Origin of the sequence: Bdellovibrio bacteriovorus, assembly GCF_001592755.1 — a bacterium.
In the GTDB taxonomy this organism is placed as follows: domain Bacteria; phylum Bdellovibrionota; class Bdellovibrionia; order Bdellovibrionales; family Bdellovibrionaceae; genus Bdellovibrio; species Bdellovibrio bacteriovorus_E.
The window spans coordinates 142,765-166,996 of record NZ_LUKF01000020.1; the positions used below are offsets into that span (position 1 = coordinate 142,765).

Annotated in this window: 25 protein-coding genes; 15 read left to right on the plus strand and 10 right to left on the minus strand. The window is 46.2% G+C overall.

The features are described 5' to 3' along the window. Positions 1 to 113: 113 nt before the first annotated feature. Positions 114 to 656 carry a hypothetical protein gene (locus AZI85_RS17100; RefSeq protein WP_063245184.1) on the plus strand — a complete coding sequence of 181 codons (543 nt, stop codon included), beginning with the start codon at positions 114 to 116 and terminating at the stop codon, positions 654 to 656. A 44-nt stretch (positions 657 to 700) separates the two neighbouring features. On the opposite strand, the gene AZI85_RS17820 is transcribed toward AZI85_RS17100, so the two are convergent. Beyond that, positions 701 to 997 (minus strand): hypothetical protein, encoded by a 297-nt coding sequence (locus AZI85_RS17820; RefSeq protein WP_063245185.1) that lies wholly within the window; start codon positions 995 to 997, stop codon positions 701 to 703. A gap of 161 nt (positions 998 to 1,158) precedes the next feature. On the opposite strand from AZI85_RS17820, the gene AZI85_RS17110 reads away from it, so the two are divergent. From AZI85_RS17110 to dtd, 6 genes are all read left to right on the plus strand, one after another. Further along, complete coding sequence (locus tag AZI85_RS17110) at positions 1,159 to 1,872, plus strand: PilZ domain-containing protein (protein ID WP_063245186.1); 714 nt, start codon at positions 1,159 to 1,161, stop codon at positions 1,870 to 1,872. 103 nt (positions 1,873 to 1,975) lie between these two features. After that, on the plus strand, positions 1,976 to 3,952 hold the full coding sequence (gene thrS / locus AZI85_RS17115) for a threonine--tRNA ligase (protein ID WP_063245187.1): 1,977 nt from the start codon (positions 1,976 to 1,978) through the stop codon (positions 3,950 to 3,952). 14 nt (positions 3,953 to 3,966) lie between these two features. Next, complete coding sequence (gene infC / locus AZI85_RS17120) at positions 3,967 to 4,635, plus strand: translation initiation factor IF-3 (RefSeq protein ID WP_301335697.1); 669 nt, start codon at positions 3,967 to 3,969, stop codon at positions 4,633 to 4,635. Between the two features lie 337 nt (positions 4,636 to 4,972). Then, entirely contained in the window at positions 4,973 to 5,389 is a 417-nt protein-coding gene (locus AZI85_RS17125) for a hypothetical protein (RefSeq protein ID WP_063245188.1), read from the plus strand. Between the two features lie 109 nt (positions 5,390 to 5,498). Further along, entirely contained in the window at positions 5,499 to 5,858 is a 360-nt protein-coding gene (locus AZI85_RS17130; protein ID WP_063245255.1) for an ArsC/Spx/MgsR family protein, read from the plus strand. Continuing rightward, positions 5,859 to 6,296 carry a D-aminoacyl-tRNA deacylase gene (gene dtd, locus AZI85_RS17135; protein ID WP_063245189.1) on the plus strand — a complete coding sequence of 146 codons (438 nt, stop codon included), beginning with the start codon at positions 5,859 to 5,861 and terminating at the stop codon, positions 6,294 to 6,296. It abuts the gene before it with no gap. Position 6,297: 1 nt separating this feature from the next. Here the strand turns inward: dtd and AZI85_RS17140 are convergent, their stop codons facing one another. Further along, positions 6,298 to 6,921, minus strand: coding sequence for a PEGA domain-containing protein (locus tag AZI85_RS17140; protein WP_172795351.1), 624 nt, complete (start codon positions 6,919 to 6,921; stop codon positions 6,298 to 6,300). 196 nt (positions 6,922 to 7,117) lie between these two features. Between AZI85_RS17140 and AZI85_RS17145 the strand changes: the two genes are divergently transcribed. From AZI85_RS17145 to AZI85_RS17180, 8 genes are all read left to right on the plus strand, one after another. Then, entirely contained in the window at positions 7,118 to 8,332 is a 1,215-nt protein-coding gene (locus tag AZI85_RS17145) for a hypothetical protein (RefSeq protein WP_063245191.1), read from the plus strand. 4 nt (positions 8,333 to 8,336) lie between these two features. Beyond that, a complete protein-coding gene (locus AZI85_RS17150; RefSeq protein ID WP_063245192.1) occupies positions 8,337 to 9,101 on the plus strand; it encodes a DsbA family protein in 765 nt (254 codons plus the stop codon). Then, a complete protein-coding gene (locus tag AZI85_RS17155; protein ID WP_063245193.1) occupies positions 9,098 to 9,541 on the plus strand; it encodes a hypothetical protein in 444 nt (147 codons plus the stop codon). The genes AZI85_RS17150 and AZI85_RS17155 overlap by 4 nt, the downstream gene beginning before the upstream one ends. 12 nt (positions 9,542 to 9,553) lie before the next feature. Continuing rightward, positions 9,554 to 10,429, plus strand: coding sequence for an MBL fold metallo-hydrolase (locus tag AZI85_RS17160; protein WP_063245194.1), 876 nt, complete (start codon positions 9,554 to 9,556; stop codon positions 10,427 to 10,429). Between the two features lie 30 nt (positions 10,430 to 10,459). Further along, complete coding sequence (locus AZI85_RS17165) at positions 10,460 to 11,443, plus strand: cytochrome P460 family protein (RefSeq protein WP_063245195.1); 984 nt, start codon at positions 10,460 to 10,462, stop codon at positions 11,441 to 11,443. Positions 11,444 to 11,451: 8 nt separating this feature from the next. Then, positions 11,452 to 12,459 (plus strand): hypothetical protein, encoded by a 1,008-nt coding sequence (locus AZI85_RS17170; RefSeq protein ID WP_063245196.1) that lies wholly within the window; start codon positions 11,452 to 11,454, stop codon positions 12,457 to 12,459. Positions 12,460 to 12,486: 27 nt separating this feature from the next. Then, positions 12,487 to 12,792, plus strand: a complete 306-nt coding sequence (locus tag AZI85_RS17175) for a hypothetical protein (protein ID WP_063245197.1) — start codon at positions 12,487 to 12,489, stop codon at positions 12,790 to 12,792. Between the two features lie 257 nt (positions 12,793 to 13,049). After that, positions 13,050 to 14,813 carry a hypothetical protein gene (locus AZI85_RS17180; protein WP_063245198.1) on the plus strand — a complete coding sequence of 588 codons (1,764 nt, stop codon included), beginning with the start codon at positions 13,050 to 13,052 and terminating at the stop codon, positions 14,811 to 14,813. Between the two features lie 51 nt (positions 14,814 to 14,864). Here the strand turns inward: AZI85_RS17180 and AZI85_RS17185 are convergent, their stop codons facing one another. The 8 genes from AZI85_RS17185 to AZI85_RS17220 are packed head-to-tail and all read right to left on the minus strand — an operon-like array spanning position 14,865 to position 24,228. Continuing rightward, on the minus strand, positions 14,865 to 16,112 hold the full coding sequence (locus tag AZI85_RS17185) for a hypothetical protein (protein WP_063245199.1): 1,248 nt from the start codon (positions 16,110 to 16,112) through the stop codon (positions 14,865 to 14,867). Then, positions 16,109 to 17,146, minus strand: a complete 1,038-nt coding sequence (locus tag AZI85_RS17190) for a hypothetical protein (RefSeq protein ID WP_063245256.1) — start codon at positions 17,144 to 17,146, stop codon at positions 16,109 to 16,111. Before AZI85_RS17190 ends, AZI85_RS17185 begins: the two co-directional genes overlap by 4 nt. After that, positions 17,143 to 17,886: an outer membrane beta-barrel domain-containing protein gene (locus tag AZI85_RS17195; protein ID WP_063245200.1), complete on the minus strand. Its 744-nt coding sequence runs from the start codon at positions 17,884 to 17,886 to the stop codon at positions 17,143 to 17,145. Before AZI85_RS17195 ends, AZI85_RS17190 begins: the two co-directional genes overlap by 4 nt. Beyond that, complete coding sequence (locus AZI85_RS17200) at positions 17,883 to 19,250, minus strand: hypothetical protein (RefSeq protein WP_155724073.1); 1,368 nt, start codon at positions 19,248 to 19,250, stop codon at positions 17,883 to 17,885. The genes AZI85_RS17195 and AZI85_RS17200 overlap by 4 nt, the downstream gene beginning before the upstream one ends. Before the next feature lie 12 nt (positions 19,251 to 19,262). Continuing rightward, on the minus strand, positions 19,263 to 20,489 hold the full coding sequence (locus AZI85_RS17205; protein WP_063245201.1) for an AgmX/PglI C-terminal domain-containing protein: 1,227 nt from the start codon (positions 20,487 to 20,489) through the stop codon (positions 19,263 to 19,265). 15 nt (positions 20,490 to 20,504) lie between these two features. Next, entirely contained in the window at positions 20,505 to 20,780 is a 276-nt protein-coding gene (locus tag AZI85_RS17210; protein WP_063208174.1) for a hypothetical protein, read from the minus strand. Continuing rightward, positions 20,777 to 23,737, minus strand: a complete 2,961-nt coding sequence (locus AZI85_RS17215; RefSeq protein ID WP_063245202.1) for a tetratricopeptide repeat protein — start codon at positions 23,735 to 23,737, stop codon at positions 20,777 to 20,779. The genes AZI85_RS17210 and AZI85_RS17215 overlap by 4 nt, the downstream gene beginning before the upstream one ends. Then, the gene (locus tag AZI85_RS17220) at positions 23,734 to 24,228 is read right to left on the minus strand and encodes an ExbD/TolR family protein (RefSeq protein WP_063245203.1); all 495 of its coding nucleotides are present in this window, start codon (positions 24,226 to 24,228) and stop codon (positions 23,734 to 23,736) included. The genes AZI85_RS17215 and AZI85_RS17220 overlap by 4 nt, the downstream gene beginning before the upstream one ends. Positions 24,229 to 24,232: the final 4 nt, after the last annotated feature.

The following is a 24,232-nucleotide window of genomic DNA, read 5'->3' on the forward strand; positions in this document are numbered from 1 at the left end:
TTCACAGAGGCTTTTGTCGTTTTCCGACTGGACTGCTGTATTTTTCCCTAAGAAAACTCTGCCTCTTGAAACCGCCCTCCATCATCAACGACCATGAAAGAGCAGGGGGGATCATGCGTATAGCGTTGTCAGTTTTCTTTATTCTTTCAGTCTTACTTACCATCGAAAGTGTGGCCGCGACATCTCAGAAAACTCAACAGCTTATCGATCAATATCATTCTGAAAAGGCTCTTTGGGCGGTAATCTTAAACGCGCCACGACCGCGTCCACTTCCTGACGAGCCTTCTCAACCTGCTCCGCCGACAAAGCCCAATCCTCCGCCGAATCGGCCTCCGAATTGTCCTCCTCCTGGGGGCTTTCCTAGCGACTGTATTGAAGCCGTTTGCAATCAGATGAGCCGCTTTGAATGCGATGACCGTCAGGACATGCTTGAGGTCGCACGGGCCTGTCATAATGTAAACGGGGATTGCATCCGCACGGTCTGTGGGAAAGTCAGTCGTTTTGCTTGTGATGAGAAGTTAGAACTCTTTGAAGTGACCTCGATGTGCCGAGGACTCTATGACTCTTCATGTATCGAATATGTGTGCTCGCGAGTTTCGCGCTTTGACTGCGACGAGCTTTCAGAGATTCGCGAAATCGCGCAACAGTGTCGTTAAAAGAAAGTACGAAAAGCCCGAGGGCCTTTCGTACTTTGATCTAGCTATTCAGAAACCTTATCTTTCGTGTTTTTGACTCCGTCGCCGACAGCGTCAGCACCTTCTTCAACACGGTTGCCTGCTTTTTTAGCAGCGCATTTCACGTCGCCTTCCATGCAAGTCGCTTCTTCAACGCGATGGCCGGCTTTCTTCGCCGACGACTTTACTTTGCGGCCTGCTTTTTTTGTGGCGTCCTTAGTAGACTCCGCAGCATTGTCCATCTTTTGGCCCATAGTTTCTTCCGCGTGAACCACAGAGCCTGTCATAAAGACTGCGACCAAAATGGCAAAAATAGTTTTCATGTTTTCTCCTTTGGTTGTTTACATGTTTCATCGTGTGGGGACTTTTTGCTTTGGTAAATCAGTAATTTAACAATGTTGTTTAAAGCTTTCTTTGCACCTGTCCACAGCGTAGACGGTGAAAGACGGATCATTTTGATCTGAGCTTGGGCTTCAAGATTGCAATGCATTCATCCATGCAGAAAAAGCCCGTGAAAGACCTGATCTATCTCAGTTCGAGTCAAAACACTGTTCCTGGATTGGCGTCGGTTCCGGCTTATTTGCAGGGGATTCAAGGTGTGCGCTGGCATCTGGCTCCGCCGCCTGAACTCTTAAAGGATTTCTTAAAGTCGCAACCTGGGGAGCTATTCGTGATTGTTCATTCGAAGTCATTATCAGTTAAAGTCGCCGAAGCCTTCTTAGCTTGGACGAAAACAAAAGTTAAAGTGAGCTTTATCTTTATCGCGCAAACTATTGAAAAGGCGACCTTTCAGCTGTCGCATGCCTTTCCCCAAGCCCTCTTTCTTTATGAATCAGAAGGACTGCGTATTGGAGAGATTGTGACTCGTCGCCTCCAAGGAAAGCCAGTTAAAAGCCGCAAGCAAGAGCGCATGCGTGTGCAATCGGAAGTGATGCTCAAGAAGTCAGTAACGGCGGAAGCGTCACCAACGGGATCCTCCGTTCAGTTCCTAAAAGAGGGTCATATGCAGGACTTCTCCCAAGGGGGAGCCCAGATCACCGTGGAAGAAGGTGAAATCAGTGTGAAGGACTTTATCAGCCTGATGTACAAGAACCGCCATGGCCGTTGGGTCTCTGTAGAGTCCCAAGTTCGCTGGGTTGTGTCGACCGCACCGGGGGAGCAAATTATAGGTGTGCAATTTCTCGCGGTGAGTGCTTGACCCTTCGTGGCTAGGGGATTACTAATGATGTGATGCAAATGCATATTTCTTCATCACATTCTCAAACAATCTCAGGTCGTTTCGCGACGACCACTCTATCGTAATGTCACAAACTACTATTATTCTGCCGGATAACTCGACGAAGGTTTTTGACCACGAACCGACAGCGCTGGAAGTGGCGCAGTCCATCGGTCCTCGTTTGGCTAAAGAAACCCTTGGTGTACAACTGAATGGTTCTAAAGAGATCTCTGACCTTAGAACCCCCCTTAAAGATCAAACTAAAATCGCCTTGATCACCACGAAAAGCCCTGAAGCGGTGGAGGTGATTCGTCACTCCTGCGCGCATATCATGGCTCAAGCGGTTCAAGATATTTGGCCTGAAGTGAAAGTGACCATCGGTCCTGTGATCGACAATGGCTTTTATTATGACTTCGATTCTCCGTTTGCTTTTACAGAAGAGCATTTCGAGAAAATCGAAAAGAAGATGGCCGAGATTGTCGCGAAAGATCTGCCTATCACTCGTGAAAACTGGCCGATTGCCAAAGCCATTGAAACTTTCAAAGGCATGGGCGAGCGTTTCAAAGTCGAGTTGATCGAAGACCTTGCGAAAAAAGGCGAAACTGTTGTCGGTATCTATCACAACGGCGACGCTTGGTTTGACCTTTGCCGTGGTCCGCACATTCAAAGCACTGGACAAATCAAAGCTTTCAAACTTCTTTCGGTAGCGGGAGCTTACTGGAGAGGGGATGAAAAGAACGCCATGCTTCAGCGTGTGTACGCAACGGCGTTTGGCGATAAAAAAGAGTTGGATCAATATCTTCACAATATCGAAGAAGCGAAGAAACGCGACCACCGTAAATTGGGTAAAGAGCTAGGTCTTTTCCATTTCCACGAGTGGGCTCCAGGTTCTCCGTTCTTTACAGGAAAGGGTGCGGTTGTTTACACAGAACTGCAAACTTACTTGCGCGAACTTTATTTCGAGACGGGTTACCAAGAAGTTATCACTCCGCAAATTTTTGATGTGAACCTGTTCCATACATCAGGTCACTATCAAAACTATAAAGAGAACATGTTCTTCACGAAAGTGGACGAGCGTGACTTTGCTTCAAAACCGATGAACTGTCCTTCGCACTGTTTGCTTTTCAACTCTGAAAAGTATTCGTACCGTGATCTGCCGATCAAAATGGCGGACTTTGGACGTTTGCACCGCTTTGAAAAATCAGGCGCTATGCACGGTTTGACTCGTGTTCGTACGTTCTGTCAGGACGACGCGCACATCTTCTGCCGCATGGATCAGTTGCAAGACGAGATCGCGAAGTTCATGCACTTGCTAAATCGTGTTTACGATAAGCTGGGAATGAACAACTACAAGATCTATCTTTCCACTCGCCCTGACAATCGCATGGGAAGTGAAGAGTACTGGGATATGGCCGAAGGCGCTTTGGCTGAAGCCTTAAAGACTTTGAATTTGCCATTCACGATCAATCCGGGCGACGGTGCTTTCTACGGACCGAAGTTGGATATCATGTTTGTCGATGCTTTGAACCGCCCTTGGCAGTTGGGGACACTTCAAGTGGACCCGAATCTTCCAGAGGCGTTTAATTTGAAATACACAGGCGAAGACAACAAGGAACACCGTCCGATCATGCTTCACCGTGCGATCTTGGGCTCTTTAGAGCGCTTTATCGGTGTTTACATCGAGCATACGGCGGGACACTTGCCTCCATGGTTGTGCCCAACTCAAGTGGCGATTTTGAACGTCACAGACCGTGTAAATACGTTCTGTGAAGATTTAATGAAACTTCTCAAAGAGCATAAAGTTCGTGTTGAATTTGACCGCCGTAATGAGAAGCTAAACTACAAGATCCGCGAAGCTCAGCTCCAAAAAGTTCCTTACATGGTTATTGTCGGGGATAAAGAAGCCGAGACCAAGACCGTGTCTTTGCGTTTAAGAGATGGCTCTGAACACAAAGGTTTGACTGTGGATCAGTTAATGAAAACAATTTTAGACGACATTAGTACAAGAAAGTTGCAATCTTCACTTGCGAAGGCTGCGACTGTAACTGAAAGTCAGCCATAGGCTGGGAGGTTCCCATTAGCAAGTTCGAAGGTAATTTTAGAGGCGGTGGTCGTTTTGATCGCAACAAGAAAGACTCTAAAGACTCTTTAAGAGTAAACCGTGAGATTCGTGCCCAACAAATCCGTGTTATCGACGACGAAGGTAACATGTTGGGGGTGATGACTGTTCCTGAGGCGTTACGTATTGCTGAAGATAGAGGCCTCGATCTTCTAGAGATTGCTCCAACAGCTTCTCCTCCTACTTGTAAAATCATGGATTACGGCAAGTGGAAGTACGAAAATAAAAAGAAAGCCACGGCCGCTCGTAAAAAACAAACTGTCGTGACGATCAAAGAGATCCAAATGCGTCCACGCACGGATCAACATGACTTTGAAACAAAGATGAACCACGCCCGCCGTTTCCTTTTGGACGGCGACAAGGTGAAAGTCTCTTTGCGTTTCATGGGGCGTGAGATGGCCCATCAAGAGTTGGGTATGGAAGTGATGCAGAAGTGTATCGCCTTCGTAAACGATCTTGCGATGGTTGAGTCTCAACCAAAAATGGAAGGTAAGAACATGTTCTTAATGTTGGGCCCAGACCCACTTAAGATCAAAGAATACCAAAAACTTCACCCTAATAAGTCGAAGCAAGACACCAAAGAACTTGCCGACCTAGAAGAAGTCGAAGAAGAAGACGAAGACTAAAAAAAGGAGCCCACAAGGCTCCTTTTTTTGAAGGTGCCTGCTTCTTTTCTGCAACCCACCGTGTAAATCCGAATTTTTCCAAAAGGTGCCAGGGGATATTTTCCAACCGTCGCGCGTTCAACGCGGATAGGTTGAAAAATATCCCCTGGCACCTTTTTGGTTTTTAACACTGCCGGATTTCCAGCAGCGGGTGAATCGGCGGCAGCAGGGGCTGTCGGGCCCTCGTCAGGTCTAGCTTCGTCTGTTGTTTTATTCGATTAGGCACCCCGTTTCCGACGGCACAGCCAGTGCAATCTTCTTTTGTTGTGAGTTCAACAAAACAACAAAAGGGGACTTTATGAAAATCAAATCTAAAATCTTAACTCTGGCACTTCTTGGAATTCTTGGCACGGTGACTTTCGCAGCGAAACCGGCCAAAGCGGATATTCTGCCTTTACCGACGGTGAATCTTTCTAACAAATCCGTTTGGATCACTGTTTATAGCCTCATAACACACCAGCAGCTCGACTGGGGTTGTCTGCCAGCGCAAAGTCAGCGTGGGTGGTGGAGTGGAAACTACGTGGTCCTTGTTCCTTACTACGTTCGTGGTGAAGTGAAAGAAAACGCCGATTGCAGTGGCAGAACAATTGGTGACAATGGAACACAGATTCAGCTTCCCAGCGTCGCATGGATCGATCAGAACTTTAATTGGCATACAACTCCAACACCACCGACCTCTCACGAAGCAGACTCCCAATACCTGGACGCAGAATAGAAAAAAACAAAAGGTGCCAGGGGATATTTTCTAACCAAACCGCGTTGAACGCGTGACAGTTGGAAAATATCCCCTGGCACCTTTTGGCTTTCCGTCTTATTTATGTGGGATGGAAAAATGGATTCTTTATCACAACCCGAAGTGCAGTAAAAGTCGTGAGGCTTTAGCTCTGTTGCAATCTCAATCGACGGCTTTTGAAGTCGTTGAGTATCTTAAAAATCCACCCGACGAAAAAGAATTGCGTACGATTGTCGCGAAACTTCAGGGTCCTCTTTCGGCACTTGTTCGCATGAAAGAAGAAGAATTTCAATCAGCTCCTTTTGATGTCGAGTCTGAAGACGTCGTAATTCAAAAAATTCTGCAGCAACCGAAGTTGCTCGAGCGACCGCTGTTGTTGACTCAAGATGCCGCAGTGATAGGACGTCCGCTTGAAAATATCGAAGCCGAAATTAAAAGAGCGGGCAAATAAATGAAAGCCGTCGTACAAAGAGTTTTGAATGCTTCAGTCACGGTGGATGGAAAACTGATTTCTTCCATCGACAAAGGCTTTCTGACTTTGTTAGGTGTAGCGAAAGGCGATACTGAAGAGCAACTGCAAAAGCTCATCAACAAGATCATTGCTCTGCGCGTGTTCCCTGATGAAAACGGCAAAATGAATCTGTCACTCAAAGATGTTGGCGGCCAGCATTTGATTGTTTCGCAATTCACCTTGTTAGGTGATGCCTCAAAAGGGAATCGTCCCAGCTTTATCAATGCAGAGGCACCTGAAATCGCAAACGCCCTGTATGAAAAAGCTCTCGAGCTCAGTCAGGCGCAAGGAGTACCTACTCACGGTGGGGTCTTTGGTGGCGATATGAAAGTCGGTCTGACGAATGACGGTCCCGTCACTTTACTTCTAGAAGTCTAAGTTATTTCTGCGAAGTGAGTTTCCAGCTCCATACACTATCGCTGAAACTCACGGTCACGGAATTTTCTTTCAAAAGTTTTCTAATTTCTTTCAAAGCAGATGTTCGCTGAGCGTCCGAAATGTGAAGCAGACGCAGTAGTTCGTTGAGCTTCTTTCCTTTTCCTATTTGTATTTCTTTTCGCAAGCTTTCAAAATTAAGTGTGATGAATTGGCGTACTTCCAAAGCTTGTTGAGAGCTCAAGTCCGCCACTTTCACAGGATGAATATTCACGACGTATTTTTGAGGAGACAGCTCGTAAATCGCGCCTGTACTGTAATCGACAGCGTAGCCAATAAAGAGGCCCGCTAAAAGATTCCAGTAAAATAGGTCTGTGGTTTTGGTGGGAAGTGTGACGGTTTGAGAGTGAAATCCATCTTTTTCAATAGTGAGGACAGGGTTTTTACTTTTAGGTACTTGGCCTGAAAACGGTGTTACACCAATCTTCTTTCCATTGTAGATAACATTGGCGGACTCAATATTGGAATTCACTTTGAGCTCTTGTTGAGTGCCGCGCAAGATGGTAGCGCAACCTGTAGATGCCAGCAAAACCGCTAGGGACAAGTGTTTTATAATGAGCTTGTTCAAGAGTCTCCTCCAAATAAAAACGTTCCAGTGTTTAAAGGATTTCGTGAAAACAAAATCAGTATATAATTTTGTTGTGCCAGCTTCAATGAACGTCACAGAAAAAAGTTGGACATTAAATTCACCTGCATTTAGTCTTAAATTGAGAATTGTTTTTGGCACTTTGTTTCGGAACTTTCATGTAAAGAGGTGACAACTCATGCTCCGCTTTCGGTACGTTTTTATAACAGCGGTGTTCTTCAGTGTGCAGGCTTTCGCGCAACTGATCCCAACTCCATTTTGGACAGAAAAAGAAAAAGGCCCGGTGAGTTTCGCATTCGCTGATGTTGCGGGCGTGAATCCGTCTACAATGGTTGTCTCGGATTCAATCACGTTGGCGGGATACGGCGGAACTTATAATGCCACTTGCAGTGGTTGCGAAATCGAACGCAATGGCAACGGAACTTGGAGCACTTCTGTTTCTGGGTTTAATATGGGCGACACCATCCGTATTCGTCTGACCTCCAGTGCGTCGCTCAGCGGGACCGCTACGGGAACGGTCACAGTCGGAGAAACAGTGGCGGGGGCTTGGACAGTAACAACTCGTCATCCGTATCCATGCGCCACGGCGGAATGGGGAAGCATTCCTCACGGAAGTTCGGTAACAGCGTATTCGGCGTCAACCTCGAACGCGTGCGCAAGTATATCTGAGTCGCGCACTTGCACCGACGGAAGTTTGAGTGGCACCTATACTTTCAACGTGTGCAATAATAATTGTAACGTGGCGCCTTGGGGCTGGGTTGCTCATGGAGCAGGAGTCACCGCTTATCAAACCGTCACCGCAAATTCTTGCGCGGCGGTGGCTGAAACCCGTACGTGTAATAACGGAACTCTAAGTGGTTCTTACACAAATGCCAATTGCAGTAATAACTGCAATGTCAGTCCTTGGGGATGGGTCACTCATGGGAACTCTGTCACGGCCTATGCTTCAGCCACTTCCAATTCCTGCGCTGGAGTTGCACAAACTCGAACTTGCAGTAATGGAACTTTGGCGGGAACTTACGCTTATGGAACTTGTAATAACAATTGCAATGTCAGTCCTTGGGGTTGGATCGCGCACGGCACATCAGTCACCGCGTACGCGGGGCCCACAGGGCCTTGTGTTTCGCAAAGTCGCAGTTGCAGCAACGGTTCGTTAAGTGGCAGTTACACCTACGCCGGCTGTACGGCTTGCAACGCCGCCAGCAACACGACCAATATGTGTGCTGGGTATACGTATGATGCGGGCGGAGCGTGTATTTCAGCGGCGGGATATTGCGCTTCAGGCAGTGGCACCTGCGTGATTTCATATTACTACGGCACGGGAAGTGGATCGTACTGTGGCGACGCTTACGGTCCGGGGCCTCAACCTTATTACTTGCTTCAGTGTTATTAAAATTATGTGGAAGATATCGATCGCATCCTTTTTATTAGCGGGTTGCGCTCCTTCCACGGAAGAGCTGAAAAAAGTTTTTGCTGAAAATCCAGATATCGTTTTTACGGCGATTGAAAAAGATCCCGAGCGTTTTGTAGATCTGACGAAGCAGGCAATCAACCCTGATTATCGTCAGCGCCAAAAGGAAAGCGCCCAAGAAAATGAGCGTCTGAAAAAAGCCGAGGCTCCCATCGTTGATGAAAAGCGTATTTCCTTGGGGCCTAAAAATGCCGCGGTCACCATCATTATTTTTTCGGATTTTTTAACATGTTACAAGTGCCCGCAAGCGGAAGAAGGAGCACTGCAAATGCTACAGCGATTTCCGAACCAGGTGCGTATCGTCTATCGCCACCTTCCTGCTTCGCGAGGTAAAGACGCCATTCAAGCCGCGGAATACGTAGAGGCGATAGGGCGGCAAGATTTCAAAATGGTCGCTCTTTTTCGCGAGCGTGTTTTCGCTAATCACGGACGCGTTCGTAACGAAGGCGAAGCTTACTTTAAAAGCCTCACTAGAAAGCTAGATGTGGATATGGCTCGACTCCATTCGGACTTGGCAGAAATCCGACAAGAAAAGCTCGTTAAAAAAGATATCGATGAAGCGGCAAAACAAGGAGCTAAAACGCCTCCGTTTTTTGTTGTCAACGGAGTGGGTGTCTCTGGGAAAGCAGCCCCATTAGAAAATCTGATTAACAAAATCCTTTCTCAAGAAAAGAAAAAGGGGGACCTGTGAAGATTCCATTGATGACAGCATTTTTCTTGCTAAGTTCAACAGCGCAGGCCACGGTCAATGGTCCGGCAGAGATGGGCGTCTACGTAGGTAAGACCGACAAAAATGCGCCCTGTGAATTGGAGATATCCCGAGTTTATCGCGAAGGAACTATCGAGAGTATTTTCACCTTGCGTCTTTCCGCAAAAGTAAATGGCGAAAACTTTGTTCTTGCGGTTCCTCCTGAGCTTAAAGAGGAAAGTGGCGAAGTTCTTAATAGTCATAAATTTGTCGGACTTAATCCATCCACCACGGGCGCTCGGGCACTTGTCGTAAAATTTGAAAGAGACCCTAAAAGCAAAGCTTATCTCGATGAATATATTTTATTAGATCATCAACCCCGTTCAGGTCGCGCCGTGAAATCTGTGGCAACGGGTTGTTACGGGTTGAAACTTCGTAAATAGGAAACAAGCAGAGTGTTAAAAAGTTTCTTCGTTCTTTTAATCATGTTCGGTGTAAGTTCTGCGCAAGCCAGAGCTTTCAATGTGACATTGTTAGGAACAGGGAACCCGTGGCCAAGGCCTGAGCGTATGGGGCCAGCAGTGGTCGTAAAAGTGGGTGAGGAGTCGTTTCTTTTTGATGTTGGACGAGGTGCTTATCTCCAGTTGCATAAAGCAGGAATCGCGACAAAAAGCCTTCGTCACATTTTTCTCACTCATCTTCACTCGGACCACACCGTAGGACTGCCTGATTTATGGTTAAGTTCTTCTCTTGTAAGCCGAGGCCTGGAAGCTTGGGAGATCTCGGGTCCTCAGGGGACAAAGAGTTTTATTTCCTACATGCAAAAAGCATTTTCTGCGGATACTGAAACTCGTATCCGCGAAGATAAAACGCCTCAGGTGAAATTCAAAATCAATGTCCACGAAATCACGGAAGGTCTTGTTTATAATAAAAATGGAATAAAGATCACGGCCTTTAAAGTCGAGCACGGACCGATTGGTGAGGCCTTCGGATATCGCATCGATGCCGAAGGAAAGTCTGTCGTAATTTCCGGAGACACCGTCTATAGCGAAAATCTTATTAAGCACTCAAAGGGTGTGGATCTTTTAATTCACGAAGTGGCGTACTTTACTGGTGTGGAAGTGAAATCATCCCCGGTTTTAAGTCATCACACTCTTCCAGATCAGGCGGGCCGGGTGTTTTCGCAGGTGAAACCTGGCAAGGCCGTTTACACTCATATTGTTGTTTCTAAAGATATCACTCCAGAAAAACTGATTGAACTGACTAGGAAGACATACCAAGGACCGCTCGTCGTCGGTGAAGATCTTATGTTTTTTGAGTTGAACAAGTAAAGCTAAAGCACGTTGCAGGGATGGTGAGAAATGAAACTCTTAGTTATCGCATTGGTCGTAAACGTATTCTTTGCAGTTCCATCGAAGGCGCAAACCGGGAAGCCTGCGGTGACTCCGCGACAGGCGCTTTTAAGCCGTCATATGCAAAAGCTAGATCCTTCGCAAATGGAAATGAATGGAATTCGTCTGAAGGATTACGAAGGCTTTGAAAAAAACTGGAAGTTTGTCACGGTAAGATATCGAAAAGATTCGACAGAGATGCGTTACACCTACGCAAACGATCTTGCATGGAAAGCTTTGACGAGTGGAGAAAAATATCCAGACGGAGCCGTTTTTGCCAAGATTGGAGTGATCACCGAAGAGGATCCTTCTTTTGCAAGTTCCGTGGTTCCCATGGGAGCCATCCGCTATCAATTCATGGTTCGCGACGAAAAAAAATGTAAACATACGGACGGATGGTGTTACGCCCTATTTGGTGGCCTGGGTGTTGCGCTTACAAATGATGTGAAAACGGAAGAAATGGCCTGCGCTGCCTGTCACAAAATTGTTCCAGAAAGACAGTACGTTTTTTCTCAAGTAGCACCACTGACTTCTTATATGAAGCAAGTACAGGAAAAAGCCGCCAAAGCTATGGAGGCCATTCTGCCTCCAGTGCCGGTGGATCAAAAAGCCGTACAATTCAAAACAATTTCTGCCAGTGACCTTCCCGAGGATGCACAGCGCTTTTTAAGTTCAAAACAAAAAAAGGTTCGTGACTTAGTGGGGCCACTCAAAGAGTCGGCGTTCGAGGGCACCTTGAATGAAATGCTTCCGAATTTGATCAAAGAAGCACTGGCGACAAACCAGCCAGCCATTTTTACAACGACGGATCAAAAGTATTTCACGATGGCATTTCCTGACCATCAAAGAAAAACGCCGTGTAACGACGGAATGCACCCGATCGCTTTTGTCGAAACGGTGTGGGGCTCGCCAAGTCGCCGTATTAACTTAAATGTCGGCTGCTACGGCAAGTAGAGGTGATTATGAAGTACGTTTTAGCTTTCACTCTTCTTTTTGGGGCCTCTTTTTCTTTCGGCACACCTAAGACCGAAAAAGAGGCTATCCAGTACGCGACAGTAATCATGGATGGTTTCCATATTAAGAAGATCTATACTTCGATGACGGGGCCCCTTAAAGAAAAAGGCGTCGCGCTGACGCCCGAAGATAAATTCGCTTCGATCTGGGTGAAAAGCATGTCGGTCGATATCTTCAACGAGAAAGGCCAAAAGGAATCCGAAGAGTATCTCTGTCATGCATGGGTGACAATTCCGACGCCGATGAATGAAGAAAAGTATGGCCGAGTCTCTGGCATGCTGACAATTTCGCAAGGCATGCCTGAAATGGAATTTCCTCCAGGGTACGCGATGAAAATGGCGAAAGTGATCGATTCGCAAGTCAATGTGCTTGTTCAAGCTCTGAACAACGTCGAAACGAAAATCGATAAAAAGCTGATTTATAGAATTAAGATTGGCTACATTGATGACAAAGATGCGCAAGCCTTAGGAATAAAGCAGCTCTACGGTGACAGTTTCGCGACTCAGGTGCCCCCAGAAAAAAGACACAGGCCTCCGTCAAAGCCTGAACGTTTAGGCGAGGACCCCCATAAAGGCCACAGCATGACTGGTATGGGCGGTGCTGACCCCGTGCACTTCATCGTGCCGCCCGGTAAGCACGAGTATCGCTGGCCTCTTTCTCAAGACATGGTCTCAATACGAAACAACGGTGTGATTCGCTTGATCAAGCTTCATCTGCATCCCTATGGAGAGTCCGTGGCGCTTTATGATAAGACCGCTAAAAAGTTCGTATGGAAGGGGACGGCGACCCAAGATCCGAAGCGGGCGGTTCTCTTAAAGACCGAAAGTTATTCCAGCACAGAAGGTATTAAGCTGAATAACCAGCACAGCTACGAAGTAGTCACTACGTATAACAACACCAGCAAGCAAACTGTCGACGGTATGGGAGTGCTCAGAGTTTACTACGGACTAAAGTAGGTTTTCAAAAACGCCGATAAGTTCAATATGAAAACTTGGATCTTACTCGGTACGTTTTTGATGATGATCTTGTCCGGCTGTGGAGCTGTCGACGCCGAATTTTTTGGTCCTTCCGAAAAAGTGAAGTTAGATCCTCGCAATGTCACTGGATTTGCGGCCACCCCATACAATGTGGCTTACACTGCAGATGGCGAGTACTGGATTGAAGGCTCCGGGGGAGCTCTGGTTGGAGAGGTTCGCGTTGAGTCTACGTCACACCGGATCTCAGTCAGTCGCCAAGGTACAATGATGAGTCTGCGTAGACCGGCGGCGTTTCATGCAATGGCACCGTAAGAAAAAGAATTCGATCTCCGCGCGAACGAAGAATTTGTGGTGCTCATGAAGGCTCAGGGTCCTCGTGGTTCAGAGACCTTTTTAGAGGCCTCATTTCCCTCTGAAATCATGCGTGTTGACGGAAAGTATTTTCGCTCCTCACAGCTCTATTATTTCTATTTAAAAAGCCGTTAAAATGTCTCATCCTGAGTGCTCAATCAGGTTCTCAGGCACCTCGGCATCTTTAGAAATCCGAAAATAATTCCGAAAAGTAGAGCATGGGACAATTCGGTACGTTTCTATTTTTCAGTCTGTCCTTCCTTCTGGTACAGCCTTCGCTGGCAGCCTCGTCGCTGACATATCAAGGCCGCATCATCAAAAAGGATGGAACTCCTGTTTCCACTCAAAACGTGGTTTTCACCATAAATCTATACAGCCCCGGTTCTGAAAACTGTTTGATCTTTCAAGAGACACATACATTGGACATGCGAAACTCTGATGGGATTTTTTCTCTAGAAATCGGCAAAGGGACCCGAGCCGGAGCGGCGGTTGACGGGGGATTTTCATTAAGCCAGATTTTGTCGAACAAAGCCGCAACGATAGGTCCATTTCCTTCTTGCGCCAGTGGAAGTGATTTCGTACCAGGGCCCCTGCAAACGCGTAAGCTCGTTATCAACTTCAACGATGGTTCCGGTGCTCAAACCATTCAATCACAGAATATTTCGCAAGTTCCGTACTCTGTAGAATCACAACAGGTCGGAGGATATAAATCGGAAAACCTCCTGCGCGTAGACGGCGGAACCGCGACACCGATGACACAGACTCAAGCCAACGAGTTGTTAGCGTTGATTAGCGGGACCTCGACTCAATATTCTAAAGCCGGCACTTTAGGTGGTATCACGATTCCTAATCCCGCGTCACTGACTCCCGGAGAGTCTTTGCGTTGGAACGGGACGGGGTGGGAAACTTTTGTGCCTGGAGAATCCGGAGTGGTGATCGCCAATATCACCAGTAGCAATAGTTACCTCACGGCAACGACGTCTTCCGGAAGTACGACGTTGACTCTCAACGTGGGCACCACTGCCAACACAGTCGCGGCAGGTAATGATTTACGAATCGTGAATGCCTTTCAAAGTACGGCATCCTTGGGAGGAGATCTGAGCGGCACTTTGCCGAACCCGACAGTTGCAAAACTTCAAGGTCGAAATGTCGCATCGACAATTCCAGCGCTGGGATCTTTTTTAAAATGGGATCAAGCCACGACGACCTGGGTTTCCACGCCTTTACCAGATTGTGCCATTAATGAAACTCTGACTTTCAATACGGTGACGGATATTTATGAGTGCTCTGCGATTGGGTTGAATGCGAATCAGATTACCGCGGGAGCACTTCCGATTCTTCGCGGTGGTACAGGGCTTTCAACGACGCCAACCGATGGTCAATTGCTTATCGGAAATGGCAGTGGCTACACGCTAGCTGCGCTGACTGCCGGAGATAATATCTCTATCACTAACGGAGCGGGAAGTATCGAGATTGATCTTGCTGGTCCTATTGCAGACTCAAAGCTCGACACAATCACAACCGCAGGAAAAGTTTCTGGAAGTGCCATCACATCCGGCACTATCAGTGGAACAACTGCAATCAACACCTCAGGCAATATTCACACCTCAGGGCGCATGATTGCTTCAGATACTTCTACGACGACAGCAAAGCTTGAGGTGTCGGGGCAAGTTCTGTCGAAGGTGTTCAACGCCGGTAACAGCACTTCCATCGATTGGAATAACGGAAACGTTCAGTACACATCCGCTGATTGTGGCGCCTTCACGTTTTCAAACATGTTTGAAGGCGGATCTTATACTTTGATTGTCACGGGAGCAGGAGGAGGTTCGTGTTCGTTCTCTCAAGCTGCGCCGGATTCATTATCGGCGGGCGCATTCAAGGCCGTTCCCGCGGGGCCAACAGCGCAATCGGGAAGATCAACAGTCATCACATTCTTAAGAGCCGGGAACACTGTCTATACGACGTGGATCACTGGTTATTAAAACGAAAGAAGCCGCTGAGTAGCGGCATTTTATTTCAGTCTTAGAAGAAAACTAATTCTTTAAAGTTAGTGGAACAAGGTCCACCGAGAATCGAGCGCCTTCGACATATTGGTAGTCGATATCTCCAGAAAGAACGATCGAGTTGTCTTCTGGGTTGTACAACCAGCCACCTTTTGCTTTTTGCGGGATGACTTGTTTACCGTAACGAACACGCACCATCAGCTGACCGTTTTTATCAGCGCGCGGACGTTGGCTTAAGAAGATCTCTTTCGACAAAGTCTTCACCGTGATGTCGGAACCGATTTGAGCCAACTCGTCACCGAACTTAGGGCTGACGATGCTCATGATGTGTTTTGCGCGAATTTGTTCTGGAGTTCCTTCGTTCGGATTTGCCGCCACAATCAATTGTTCTAAACGTGCAGGACCGAAACCAGTACACTTGCCATTGTTCTTCGGAGTTTTTTGATTCATATCGAAGCACTCAGGATGATACTTCGGATGAATACGCAAATCCCAGTCTTTGTACGTGTCAGGATCTTGAGGACGCACAAGAACACCGTAGACTGCGACTTTTTCAGTGCGGCCGCCTTTAAAGTCGATCAGTTTTTGCGCCATCTCTTCTGGATTCAGATTTTTAGAAGAATCGTCAGCATCCGTCAAAAGAACCACAACAAGTTGTGCTTCCTTACGGAAGAATCCTTCGTTAGCAGCGCCACGGCCGGTCTTTTCCAAAGCTGCCGCTAAAGGAGAGAACAGCTCTTCAAACTCAGGGCCGCCTTGAGCATACGGAGTCACACCGATATTCAAAGTGGAAGCAATCAATTTGCTGTTATTGTCAGATTTAGCCACGAAACGACGGCTTTGCGATGTCTGGCCTTGAGTGTTCTTAATGTAACGAAGATCACCAATTTGGTAGATATCTTTTTTAGTTTGTGCATAACGATCTGAACTGTCCCACACAGAAATAACCCCGATGTGGTAGTCGATCATTTTATTTTTTAAAATACCCGCAGTAAAACGGTCGATGTTGCGCAAAAGATTGTCTTGCGCCGTCTTCATACTGTCAGAGTTGTCTGTCACAAAAAGAATGTCCACTTCAGGATTGAAGTCAAATTGGCTTTGACCACCATCTTCTGTGATCCACTCAAAAGTTTGAGCCGGGATCTGGTCATACTGAGGGATTTGAACCTGTTCCTCAACCAAAGGTCTTTCAACTCTTAAAGTTGCAGACTCTGGACTGCAGGCAGAGACCAACATAAATGCTGTAAAATAAATTGCTACGATAACGAGGTTTCTCACATTTTCCTCCTGATCCCTTTGGCGCAAGTTTTTGCAGCCACTTCGAACTTATCTAGTTCGTCGATCCAAGGTCTTCCGTCGTCCATAAATACCAGCTTGTCGTCGCCAACTTTTTCAAATTGGTTTTTCTTATACATGCTGTCAGCTAACTCCATATCCGTGTGAACACGTTGGATGGCTTCAACCTCAACTAGGTTGAGCTTTTGAATGACGTTGAAGTTTTCGTTTGTTTCTTCTTGAGCTAATTCTTGAACACGTTTTTTCAAAGCCAAGAAGCTTTGCGTGTTTGTTTTTTCTAGTTGATCCTTAGCACGAACAGAATCAGCCAAAGCAATCGCTCTTTCTGAAGCTTTGAAACGCAAAGCCTGCTTTTGGAATTCCACGTCTTTATAGATCAACAGTGGAAGACGTTGAACAGCGTCACCCATATCGTCCAAAGTTAAAGGAAACTTGTCGGCCTTTTTCAAAACTTGAGTCAAAGCATCGTTCCAACCGGTTTTAGCCAACTGTTGAACTTCCATAATACGGTTTTTTTGTTTTTCTTTAAAAATTTGGTGAGTTTCAAAAACACCTTTGTAATCACAGATCTTTAATTGAGTTAAAGACTGTAATAAGAAAGCCTCTGAATTAGAAATCTCAGCAAATTGAGGGGCTAGCAAAGTCTTAGTTTGCGCCAAAGCTTTCTCGTAATCTTCCTGACGGAAATAAGCCCAACCTTTTTCCTCTACCGCTGACAACCAGTATGTGTTGCCACGAGGAATTTCATTGTAAGTGCGAATAGCCTGTTCAAATTGACCTTTTGTGAAAAGCTTACGGCCTTCCGCAAGTGCACTCTTGTTATCGCAATCACTGCAAGTACCTAAAGCTTTTTTCTCAAGGTCTGAAGTGCTAAATGGGACATTCTTTTTAGCGGCTTTGTCGGACCAAGTTTGCACCCAGTCTTTAACCGACACGCGATTCTGAGCCAGAGCTTGCGTCGACAAGCCCAGGCTTAGAACCGCCATTGTGCTAAGAGCGACGAAAGACTTCATCATAAAATCCATCCAAGTCCAAGAGATCCAGTTACAACATCGAGCTTACGAGCTCCCGTTGCAATTTGGTCTTCATAAGTTTGGTAACGAATCTCAGCGCGAGCGGAAACGTGTTTCGTAATCCACGCCCCCAAACCCAAACCACCAGTCATAACCGATGTCGAACCGCTAGAAAGAGTGATCGAACCGCCACCTGCTAAAAGATAAAGGTCAAACTGAGTCACACCCATATCATAGAAGCTTGTCTTACCGTAAACAGGGTACCAATTCACAACGGCAATTGTAGAGTTCAACGGGTAGTCGATGTCTACAGGAAGGGCGCGACCGCCAGCTTGTTCAGCCGCTTTCGCATCGTCATAGATACGCTGACCTTCTGAAGTCAGACTGTTACCGAAATCATAATAACGAACGCCCAAAGACCAGCGAGGAGTGATGTGGTAATCCACTTGAGCACCCAAGGCTTGAGTTTTAACGTAAGCATCACCACCGAAGACAGAACCGTAAGAAAGACCGAACTCCAAAGTATTGCGGCGATCTACGATGCGCTCTTGAACGATTCGAGAACGGCTAGTGGATTTAACTTTTTCAGCCATCTCCATCAATTCTCTGTTACCACCTAAAGTGTCGATGTCCTCATTGGCGTTAATTTGTTTTGCTGAAGACTTCGTAGAAGCTGCGAAAGTCGAAGTTGCCGTCAAAGAAATCGCAAGGAAGGCGATTGTTAGTAAATTCATAGTTTTCATTGTGCAGCCTCCGTAGCGCAAAGTTTTTTGTCTTCAGTTGAAGCCACTACTTTAAGCTTATAAGGGGTAACGTCCGAATTTCTGCCGTTAATAACAGCTTGAGCATTCATTGTGATTTCGCCGTTTAATTGCTCTGACTTCGCGTCACAAGGAACAGTCCAAGTCAAAGAGCACTCTTGCTTCGCCGCTGTCGTGGCTGAATTCTTACATTCAACAACGGGAGTACCAGGCAAAGTAGATACGGCAGATTCAACTTTCACCAACGCTTGGTTATCCGCAGAAGACACCGCAAATTTAAGATTTACAGATTGACCTGGACTCACCACCAAACCTTGTTGTCCCAAACCTGAAAGGTCAAAGCGGGGAGCCTGGATGGCTTTTGTGTAGCGAACTTTAACCTGAGTCAAAGATTCAGGTGTCGAAAGGCCGTAGGGGCTGTAAACTTTAAAGCTCAAGCGAACACGCGTTCCATCGGCAGAAGCCATGATCGCGCCATCTTTAGCAAGCTGAGGTTGAACAGAGATATTTTTAGTATCAAAGATCAAAGTGAACTTCCAATTAGAGTCACCAAGATATTCAGCGTCTTTTTTATTCAAATCAGCAACGACGTAACGAGCTCCATCCAATTCAAGGAAGCTGTTACCAGCCGTGTAGCTGACGCCATCATAGCTCACAACCAAACGTGGTTTTTGTGGAGCTTTATTGTCGATACCAGGGATTTTCACTGTCACAGTGAAAGGAACTAACGACCCTTCATTCACTTCTGAATTTAAGCCTGTCACCGTCAAACCTGATGGAGCTTCCTGATTGCGGAATAGGAAGATATTAAATTCTTTTTCGCGAACAAGACCTTTTAATTTGTCAGCTTCTGCTTGGGTGTTGGCTTTAGAAACCTCAGCGACAACTTTAGCAGTATAGCTTTTCATAGCCGCATTTGCAGGAACCGTGTAAAGAGCTGGATTCCAAGTTAAGATATAAAGATCTTTTTCTTGCGTGGATTTTTCCAAGCGAGCACCTTCAGGCAAGCCTTGCGCTGACAATTTAATCTCAATACCCGGCACTAGGACACGCGCGCGGATTTTAAACTGAGCTTGTTGACCTTCATTGAAAGTCATTTGTGCGTCTGGAGTAATAACAATGAATTTCTCGTCGATCGTCGATTCTTCTTTTACAACCAGAACCGGTTTTTCAACCACCACTGTTTTTGTGATCTCACGAGGTTTGTCAGGACCTTGCTGAGTTTGAACCTTTGCGTTCTCGCGCATAGTCGCAAGACCTGGAGCCGGATCTTTTTGATATTCGCCACAAGCAGCGGTGAAGAGGCTTAGAGCGATAACGGGGATTAGGGTAGGCATGTGTTTCATTGTCATCTCCTCTTATCGAGCGCTCACGCGAGTCAGTTCAAATGGATAAAGCACGTCGACGTTAACTTGTCCTACAGGACGAGGGAATTGCCATGTTTTCATTCTTTGCAGCATGCAGCTTTCAACCATGCGCGAACCTAAAGAAGATTCCGCCACTTTAGCTGTTGTGATGCGACCGGAAGCACCGATCACGAAGCTCACTGCCACGCGACCACCGATAGACGGTTGAGCTTGCAAGCCTTTTTCGTAACAGTAAGTGATTTGACCTTTGTTACGATTGATAACCGCGATGATTTGGTCTTGGTCTAAACCACCTTCAACCGAAACTTCTTCATCCAGCGGCAAACTCACTGCTGAAGTACCACCGACCAAAGAGATTTTTCCGTAACCAGCGCGACCGCCACCAGAACCACGAGTTCCGTAACCGCCAGCACCTTGAGCACGAGCACCTTCACCTGCAGAGCCCGCGATAAGACCGTTGCCAGTCATATAACCACGAGCACCACCACGGCCGGCGTTACCGATACCACCGCCACCAGCACCTGTGCCAGCAGCGCGAATGTTTTTAAGAGATTGCATATCCAAGCCTTCAGCGCCTTTGTGGCCGGTTTTCAAACCACCCAAGGCAGCTAAGGCGCCAACACGGCGAACGTCACGTGCTTTAGCCGTGTTGACTTTGTAGGGCTTTGTTTTCAATTTTTGAGCAACCGGGCGATAGATTTTGTTGCTCTTTTGGATTTTCGTCTTAGAAACCTTTACTGTCGGACGAGCTTGAGGCTGAGGTTTCACGACTTCTTCTTGGGGAAGCATGATTGTCACAAGAGGTGGCTCTTGAGTTTTCATGAAATAGTTTGTGTAAATCCAAGAACCCAAAAGCAGCAAGAAGATCGCCGCTAAGTGAGTTGCGGTGGTTTTTTGCAAGATAGTTTTAAGCTGCTCTTCGTCGTTTTCTTCAGGAAGGGTGTGAGTCGGGCTGTTTTTTACGGCCGCACTCGGGAACGCTCTTAAGCGTCCCAAACCTTGCAATTCAAAACCTTCTTCAGAAAGTTCGGAGATATCAATTTGTTTTAAAAGAGTGTAAGCAATTTTATTGTCATCAAGAGCTTGAAGGTCGGCAAACGCTTCAATACGGCGACTTTCTTTCAGGTACACAAGATTCATCGTTGTCGCTTGTACCGCGAAAGTGCGAACCTTTTGCCCCATTGTGTTTTCAAGAATCAGAAGTTTCGCTGCGCTCATATGTCTTTCTGCCTTCTAGTTACGTTCAGTTTCTTTTGCCTGACGATCGTTAAAGTGCGTTCGTCCTTTCAAAAGATCTTCCAACAGTTTATCGTTTTCGACCGTCGCTGCCGTACCCATTGAACTTTGGTACTTACCTCTCAGGGTGGAACCGTTAAATCTAAACGAGGTTCCTAGCTGAGATTTTTTAGCTGCGGGCTTCACAGATTTTCCATCTTTTCCCGCGGCCACTGACACTTCGGTCGTTAACAGAGATAGCAAAACCAGGGCCAAAGAAATTACTGATTTCATAAGCTTTTTCCCTTCTGAAGATGGCTTATACGCGCTTCCAAGTAAGAAGGCATAAGGGGATGGCCAATTTTCGTCTCGATCAGTTTCAAATTTTCAATTTCACGGATGTTTGCAGGGTCATCTGCAACAGATTTGCGGGCAGACACTAAATCACGTGACGAAAATGGTCTCTCGTCCATAGCGTCTTCTAAAGCGGACTTCATAGCGCCCTTACCCGGGATCTGGTTTAACAATGTCAATTCACGCGCTAACAAAGGACGAAGTTCCGCACGGGCCGTTCTGTAGTCCTTGATAGTTTGCGCCAAAGCCGAGGATTTATTCCAGATTTCCTGTTGCTTTTGCTGAGCCACGCGCGCCTTGTACAGGAACGGTTTGGACTGCGCTTTCAACAAAGCGATGTACTGATTTTGCTCTTGCGGAGTCAAATTCGCTGGCAATGGGAGGCCGGCTAAGTCACGAACCATGCGTTCATTTTCTGAAGACACGAGATTCAAAGACATCATTTGTGCAGTCACGTCTTTCAACGTCAAACTTTCAGCCAATAATTTGTCAGCCTTCTTAAGCAAAGACACGCGTTCCGCAATTGTCTTTTGCAACAGGCGATCTTTACTTGAATTCAACTGATGAGCTGAAATAGAAGCTTTCGCCTGCAGAACCTTTTCGTAAAAATCTTGTTTCTTCACGAAAAGAGGCGCTGATTGTTTGCGAAGCTCTTTCATCTCAAGAACGGACTTCATCGCAGAAGCGTTCTCGGTTTTTGCGTAAACTAATAAAGCCGTTTCATTTAAAAGAGCGGGTCTTTGCTTAAGCTCAGGCGCTTGGGCTTTTAGTTCCTTCACTGGGTTTTCGGAAGTCAAAACTAAGCGGGAACGAATGACCAAAGATCTTTCACCACGAAGACCTGCATCTAAAGATTTGCGGTAGTGTTTAGAGGCATTTAAACCGGCTAAGTCCGCTAGGGTTCCAAGACGGAATTCTTTTTCCTTTTCAGAAATCTTAGATTGCTCCATACGAAGTGCCGTCGCATAGGCATTTCTGAAGTCTAATTTTTTCTCGTAGTAACCAGTCAATTGCTCTAAAGCCGACTCACGCTGAGCTTCCGTCAGTCCAGGAACAGCCATCAACGAAGATAATGCGCCAACATAAACTTTTTCTTCATCTAACTTCTTAGCCAAAACAGCCTGATTGTTAAAGAAAAGAATCTTTTCTTGGTTACTGGCATTTTTAACTTTATCCGAATCAAGACTGTTTAAAGCTTTCTTTAAGTCCGAAGAACTTGATTTAGGATCGTTAGCGACACGTGCTACACGATTCATCAAGGATTTACGAGCAATCCCTTCGAATTCAACTCGAGCAGACGGGAAGATCTCGGCATAATCCCAAGCCAGGTCTTCAAGAACTTTTTCGTTTTTAAGCTGCGCCAATGCATCTAAAGAAAGGTCCGCAGATTTTTTACGAAGATCTGCCGTTCCCGATTTGTCTTTAGCCAAGTCTTCAAAAGACTCCGCCGCATCCGCAAATTTCTTCTGCGTGTAACTGAGGTAAGCTAATTGATATTTCACTTCAAATGACTTCGCATCGCGCGGAGCATACTTTAAATAGTGAAGATAAGCTTCACGTTGCAATTGGGGATTTTTAGATTTTTCTGCCGCAGAAACTTCGTTCAAAAGAGCTTCGTTGCGCTCTTTTTGAGAAAACTGACGGCTTTCACTCACAGTTCGGTAAAGAGCTACAGCAATAGGGAAGTTATTAAGTTCCATAGCCACAGAAGCCCCACGTTGAGTCATTTCCATATCAGAAGGGAAAGTTCTGTTATACGTGATATAAGCGTTCATCAAATCTTGATCCGGCTTCAACTTCTTCGAGCGATGAAGTTCTGTTACATAACGTTTCATCGACTTTTGGATTTCTTCACACTTGTCACCAGAACAGCCCGCTTTTTGTAAAGCCAAAGCGGCTTTAGAAAACTCAGATACTGATTCTGTTGTTTGACCGCGATCATAGTTGATCTGCGCCAACTGGATGGATGCTTCGATACGCTCTTCCTTAGAAAGCGCACTATGAGCCATGTAACGGCTCATGATTTCTTGAGCGGCCTTCTTCTGACCGATACGATCCGTTTCTTTCGCGAAGTATAATAGAAGATCTTTGCGCTTTTCTTCGGGAGTTAAAGATTCAAATTTCGTGATTTCACGGGAAGTCACGTCTTGCTTTGTATAGAACATCGCAAGATCACGTAAAACGTCGGTATGAAAAGGGGCATCGTATTTAGAACCCTCTTCCGTCTGACGAGTGATAGCCGTAGGATCTTTTAAAAGATCTTCTAGTGTTGCGATTGCCGACTTTAAGTTGTCCGTGTTGAAGTCACACCATGCGACGTTGTAGATCGTCAAATAGCGATTTTCCAAGCTCTTATCTTTAAGAGCGATTTGATAGTTTTGTTTGGCTTCAACAAAGCGACCTTTTTGGAAAAGAAGATCGCCAAGTCCCACGTGGGAACGAACCACGATGTCTTTATTGATATTTTTCTTTTTAGCGTCTTTGATGATGTTTTCATAAAGAGCGATGGCTTTATCGACTTGGCCCGCCATCTCGTAAAGATGGGCCAATTGGAAAAGAATAGGGCCGTGCTCATTGAGTTTTACTTCCTGAAGAAGCATTTCATAAATTCTAATAGCCTTTTGACGGTCGTCTTTAGAACCTTTGCAGCCTTCACAGTTGGCTTCCACTTCCAGCATAAAACGAGTGCGCGCGCGCTCGGAAAGAAGATCCGCCAGACGCTGCTGGCTCGCAAGCCATGCCGGATCAGACTTATCTAAAGCCGATAAGACACGTTCCATTTTTTTGATAACGAGATCCTGAGTGCCTGCCGCCATTTTTTCGGCAAATGCCGGAGGAGTACTCAAAATACCGCCTAAAAATGCTCCAAGAACTAGGATATCGTTAAGTGTTTTCATCGTGCTGGTACCACCGCAAATTTCATTTTCTCAAAACCCGATTCAGAACTTGCTCTTAACAAAGGATCCAAATCTTCGTACTTCATCTCTTGGTCAGCCTGAACTAAAAGTTCAACCAACTTTTCTTCTGATCTCGCTTTAAGCTCGGTCAGCTTTTGTCCTAAAGCGCGCACGGGAACGACTTCGTCATTCAGGCGATAAACACCTTTTTGAATTGTCAAAATAGGCGTTTCCTTGTCGATACCGACACTGTGTTCAGCCATCGGCAGGGACATCTTCGCCGGAACTGTCGACTCAATGCCGCTATTTTGAGTTCCGATAAGAAGATAGATCACGATGATCGAAAAAGCGTCGATCAACGAAGTCAAAGGAAGTGCTAAAGCCAAACTGCTTGCCGCACCTTTCTTTTTCTTCATTCCCGGCTTTAGGTTTTGTAAATCACCTAAAGGAGATCTTTTTTTACCAACGTTAGCAAAGGACGATGTTTTCATAAGT

Excerpts from the sequence above, each read along its gene's own strand:
- AZI85_RS17145 (WP_063245191.1), top strand. The coding sequence starts at position 7,118 with ATGCTCCGCTTTCGGTACGTTTTTATAACAGCGGTGTTCTTCAGTGTG.
- AZI85_RS17170 (WP_063245196.1), top strand. The coding sequence starts at position 11,452 with ATGAAGTACGTTTTAGCTTTCACTCTTCTTTTTGGGGCCTCTTTTTCT.
- AZI85_RS17220 (WP_063245203.1), bottom strand. The coding sequence starts at position 24,228 with ATGAAAACATCGTCCTTTGCTAACGTTGGTAAAAAAAGATCTCCTTTA.
- AZI85_RS17820 (WP_063245185.1), bottom strand. The coding sequence starts at position 997 with ATGAAAACTATTTTTGCCATTTTGGTCGCAGTCTTTATGACAGGCTCT.
- AZI85_RS17165 (WP_063245195.1), top strand. The coding sequence starts at position 10,460 with ATGAAACTCTTAGTTATCGCATTGGTCGTAAACGTATTCTTTGCAGTT.
- AZI85_RS17150 (WP_063245192.1), top strand. The coding sequence starts at position 8,337 with ATGTGGAAGATATCGATCGCATCCTTTTTATTAGCGGGTTGCGCTCCT.
- AZI85_RS17100 (WP_063245184.1), top strand. The coding sequence starts at position 114 with ATGCGTATAGCGTTGTCAGTTTTCTTTATTCTTTCAGTCTTACTTACC.
- AZI85_RS17110 (WP_063245186.1), top strand. The coding sequence starts at position 1,159 with ATGCATTCATCCATGCAGAAAAAGCCCGTGAAAGACCTGATCTATCTC.
- AZI85_RS17215 (WP_063245202.1), bottom strand. The coding sequence starts at position 23,737 with ATGAAAACACTTAACGATATCCTAGTTCTTGGAGCATTTTTAGGCGGT.
- AZI85_RS17195 (WP_063245200.1), bottom strand. The coding sequence starts at position 17,886 with ATGAAAACTATGAATTTACTAACAATCGCCTTCCTTGCGATTTCTTTG.
- AZI85_RS17125 (WP_063245188.1), top strand. The coding sequence starts at position 4,973 with ATGAAAATCAAATCTAAAATCTTAACTCTGGCACTTCTTGGAATTCTT.
- AZI85_RS17205 (WP_063245201.1), bottom strand. The coding sequence starts at position 20,489 with ATGAGCGCAGCGAAACTTCTGATTCTTGAAAACACAATGGGGCAAAAG.
- AZI85_RS17210 (WP_063208174.1), bottom strand. The coding sequence starts at position 20,780 with ATGAAATCAGTAATTTCTTTGGCCCTGGTTTTGCTATCTCTGTTAACG.
- AZI85_RS17200 (WP_155724073.1), bottom strand. The coding sequence starts at position 19,250 with ATGAAACACATGCCTACCCTAATCCCCGTTATCGCTCTAAGCCTCTTC.
- thrS (WP_063245187.1), top strand. The coding sequence starts at position 1,976 with ATGTCACAAACTACTATTATTCTGCCGGATAACTCGACGAAGGTTTTT.
- AZI85_RS17180 (WP_063245198.1), top strand. The coding sequence starts at position 13,050 with ATGGGACAATTCGGTACGTTTCTATTTTTCAGTCTGTCCTTCCTTCTG.
- AZI85_RS17190 (WP_063245256.1), bottom strand. The coding sequence starts at position 17,146 with ATGATGAAGTCTTTCGTCGCTCTTAGCACAATGGCGGTTCTAAGCCTG.
- AZI85_RS17130 (WP_063245255.1), top strand. The coding sequence starts at position 5,499 with ATGGAAAAATGGATTCTTTATCACAACCCGAAGTGCAGTAAAAGTCGT.
- AZI85_RS17175 (WP_063245197.1), top strand. The coding sequence starts at position 12,487 with ATGAAAACTTGGATCTTACTCGGTACGTTTTTGATGATGATCTTGTCC.
- dtd (WP_063245189.1), top strand. The coding sequence starts at position 5,859 with ATGAAAGCCGTCGTACAAAGAGTTTTGAATGCTTCAGTCACGGTGGAT.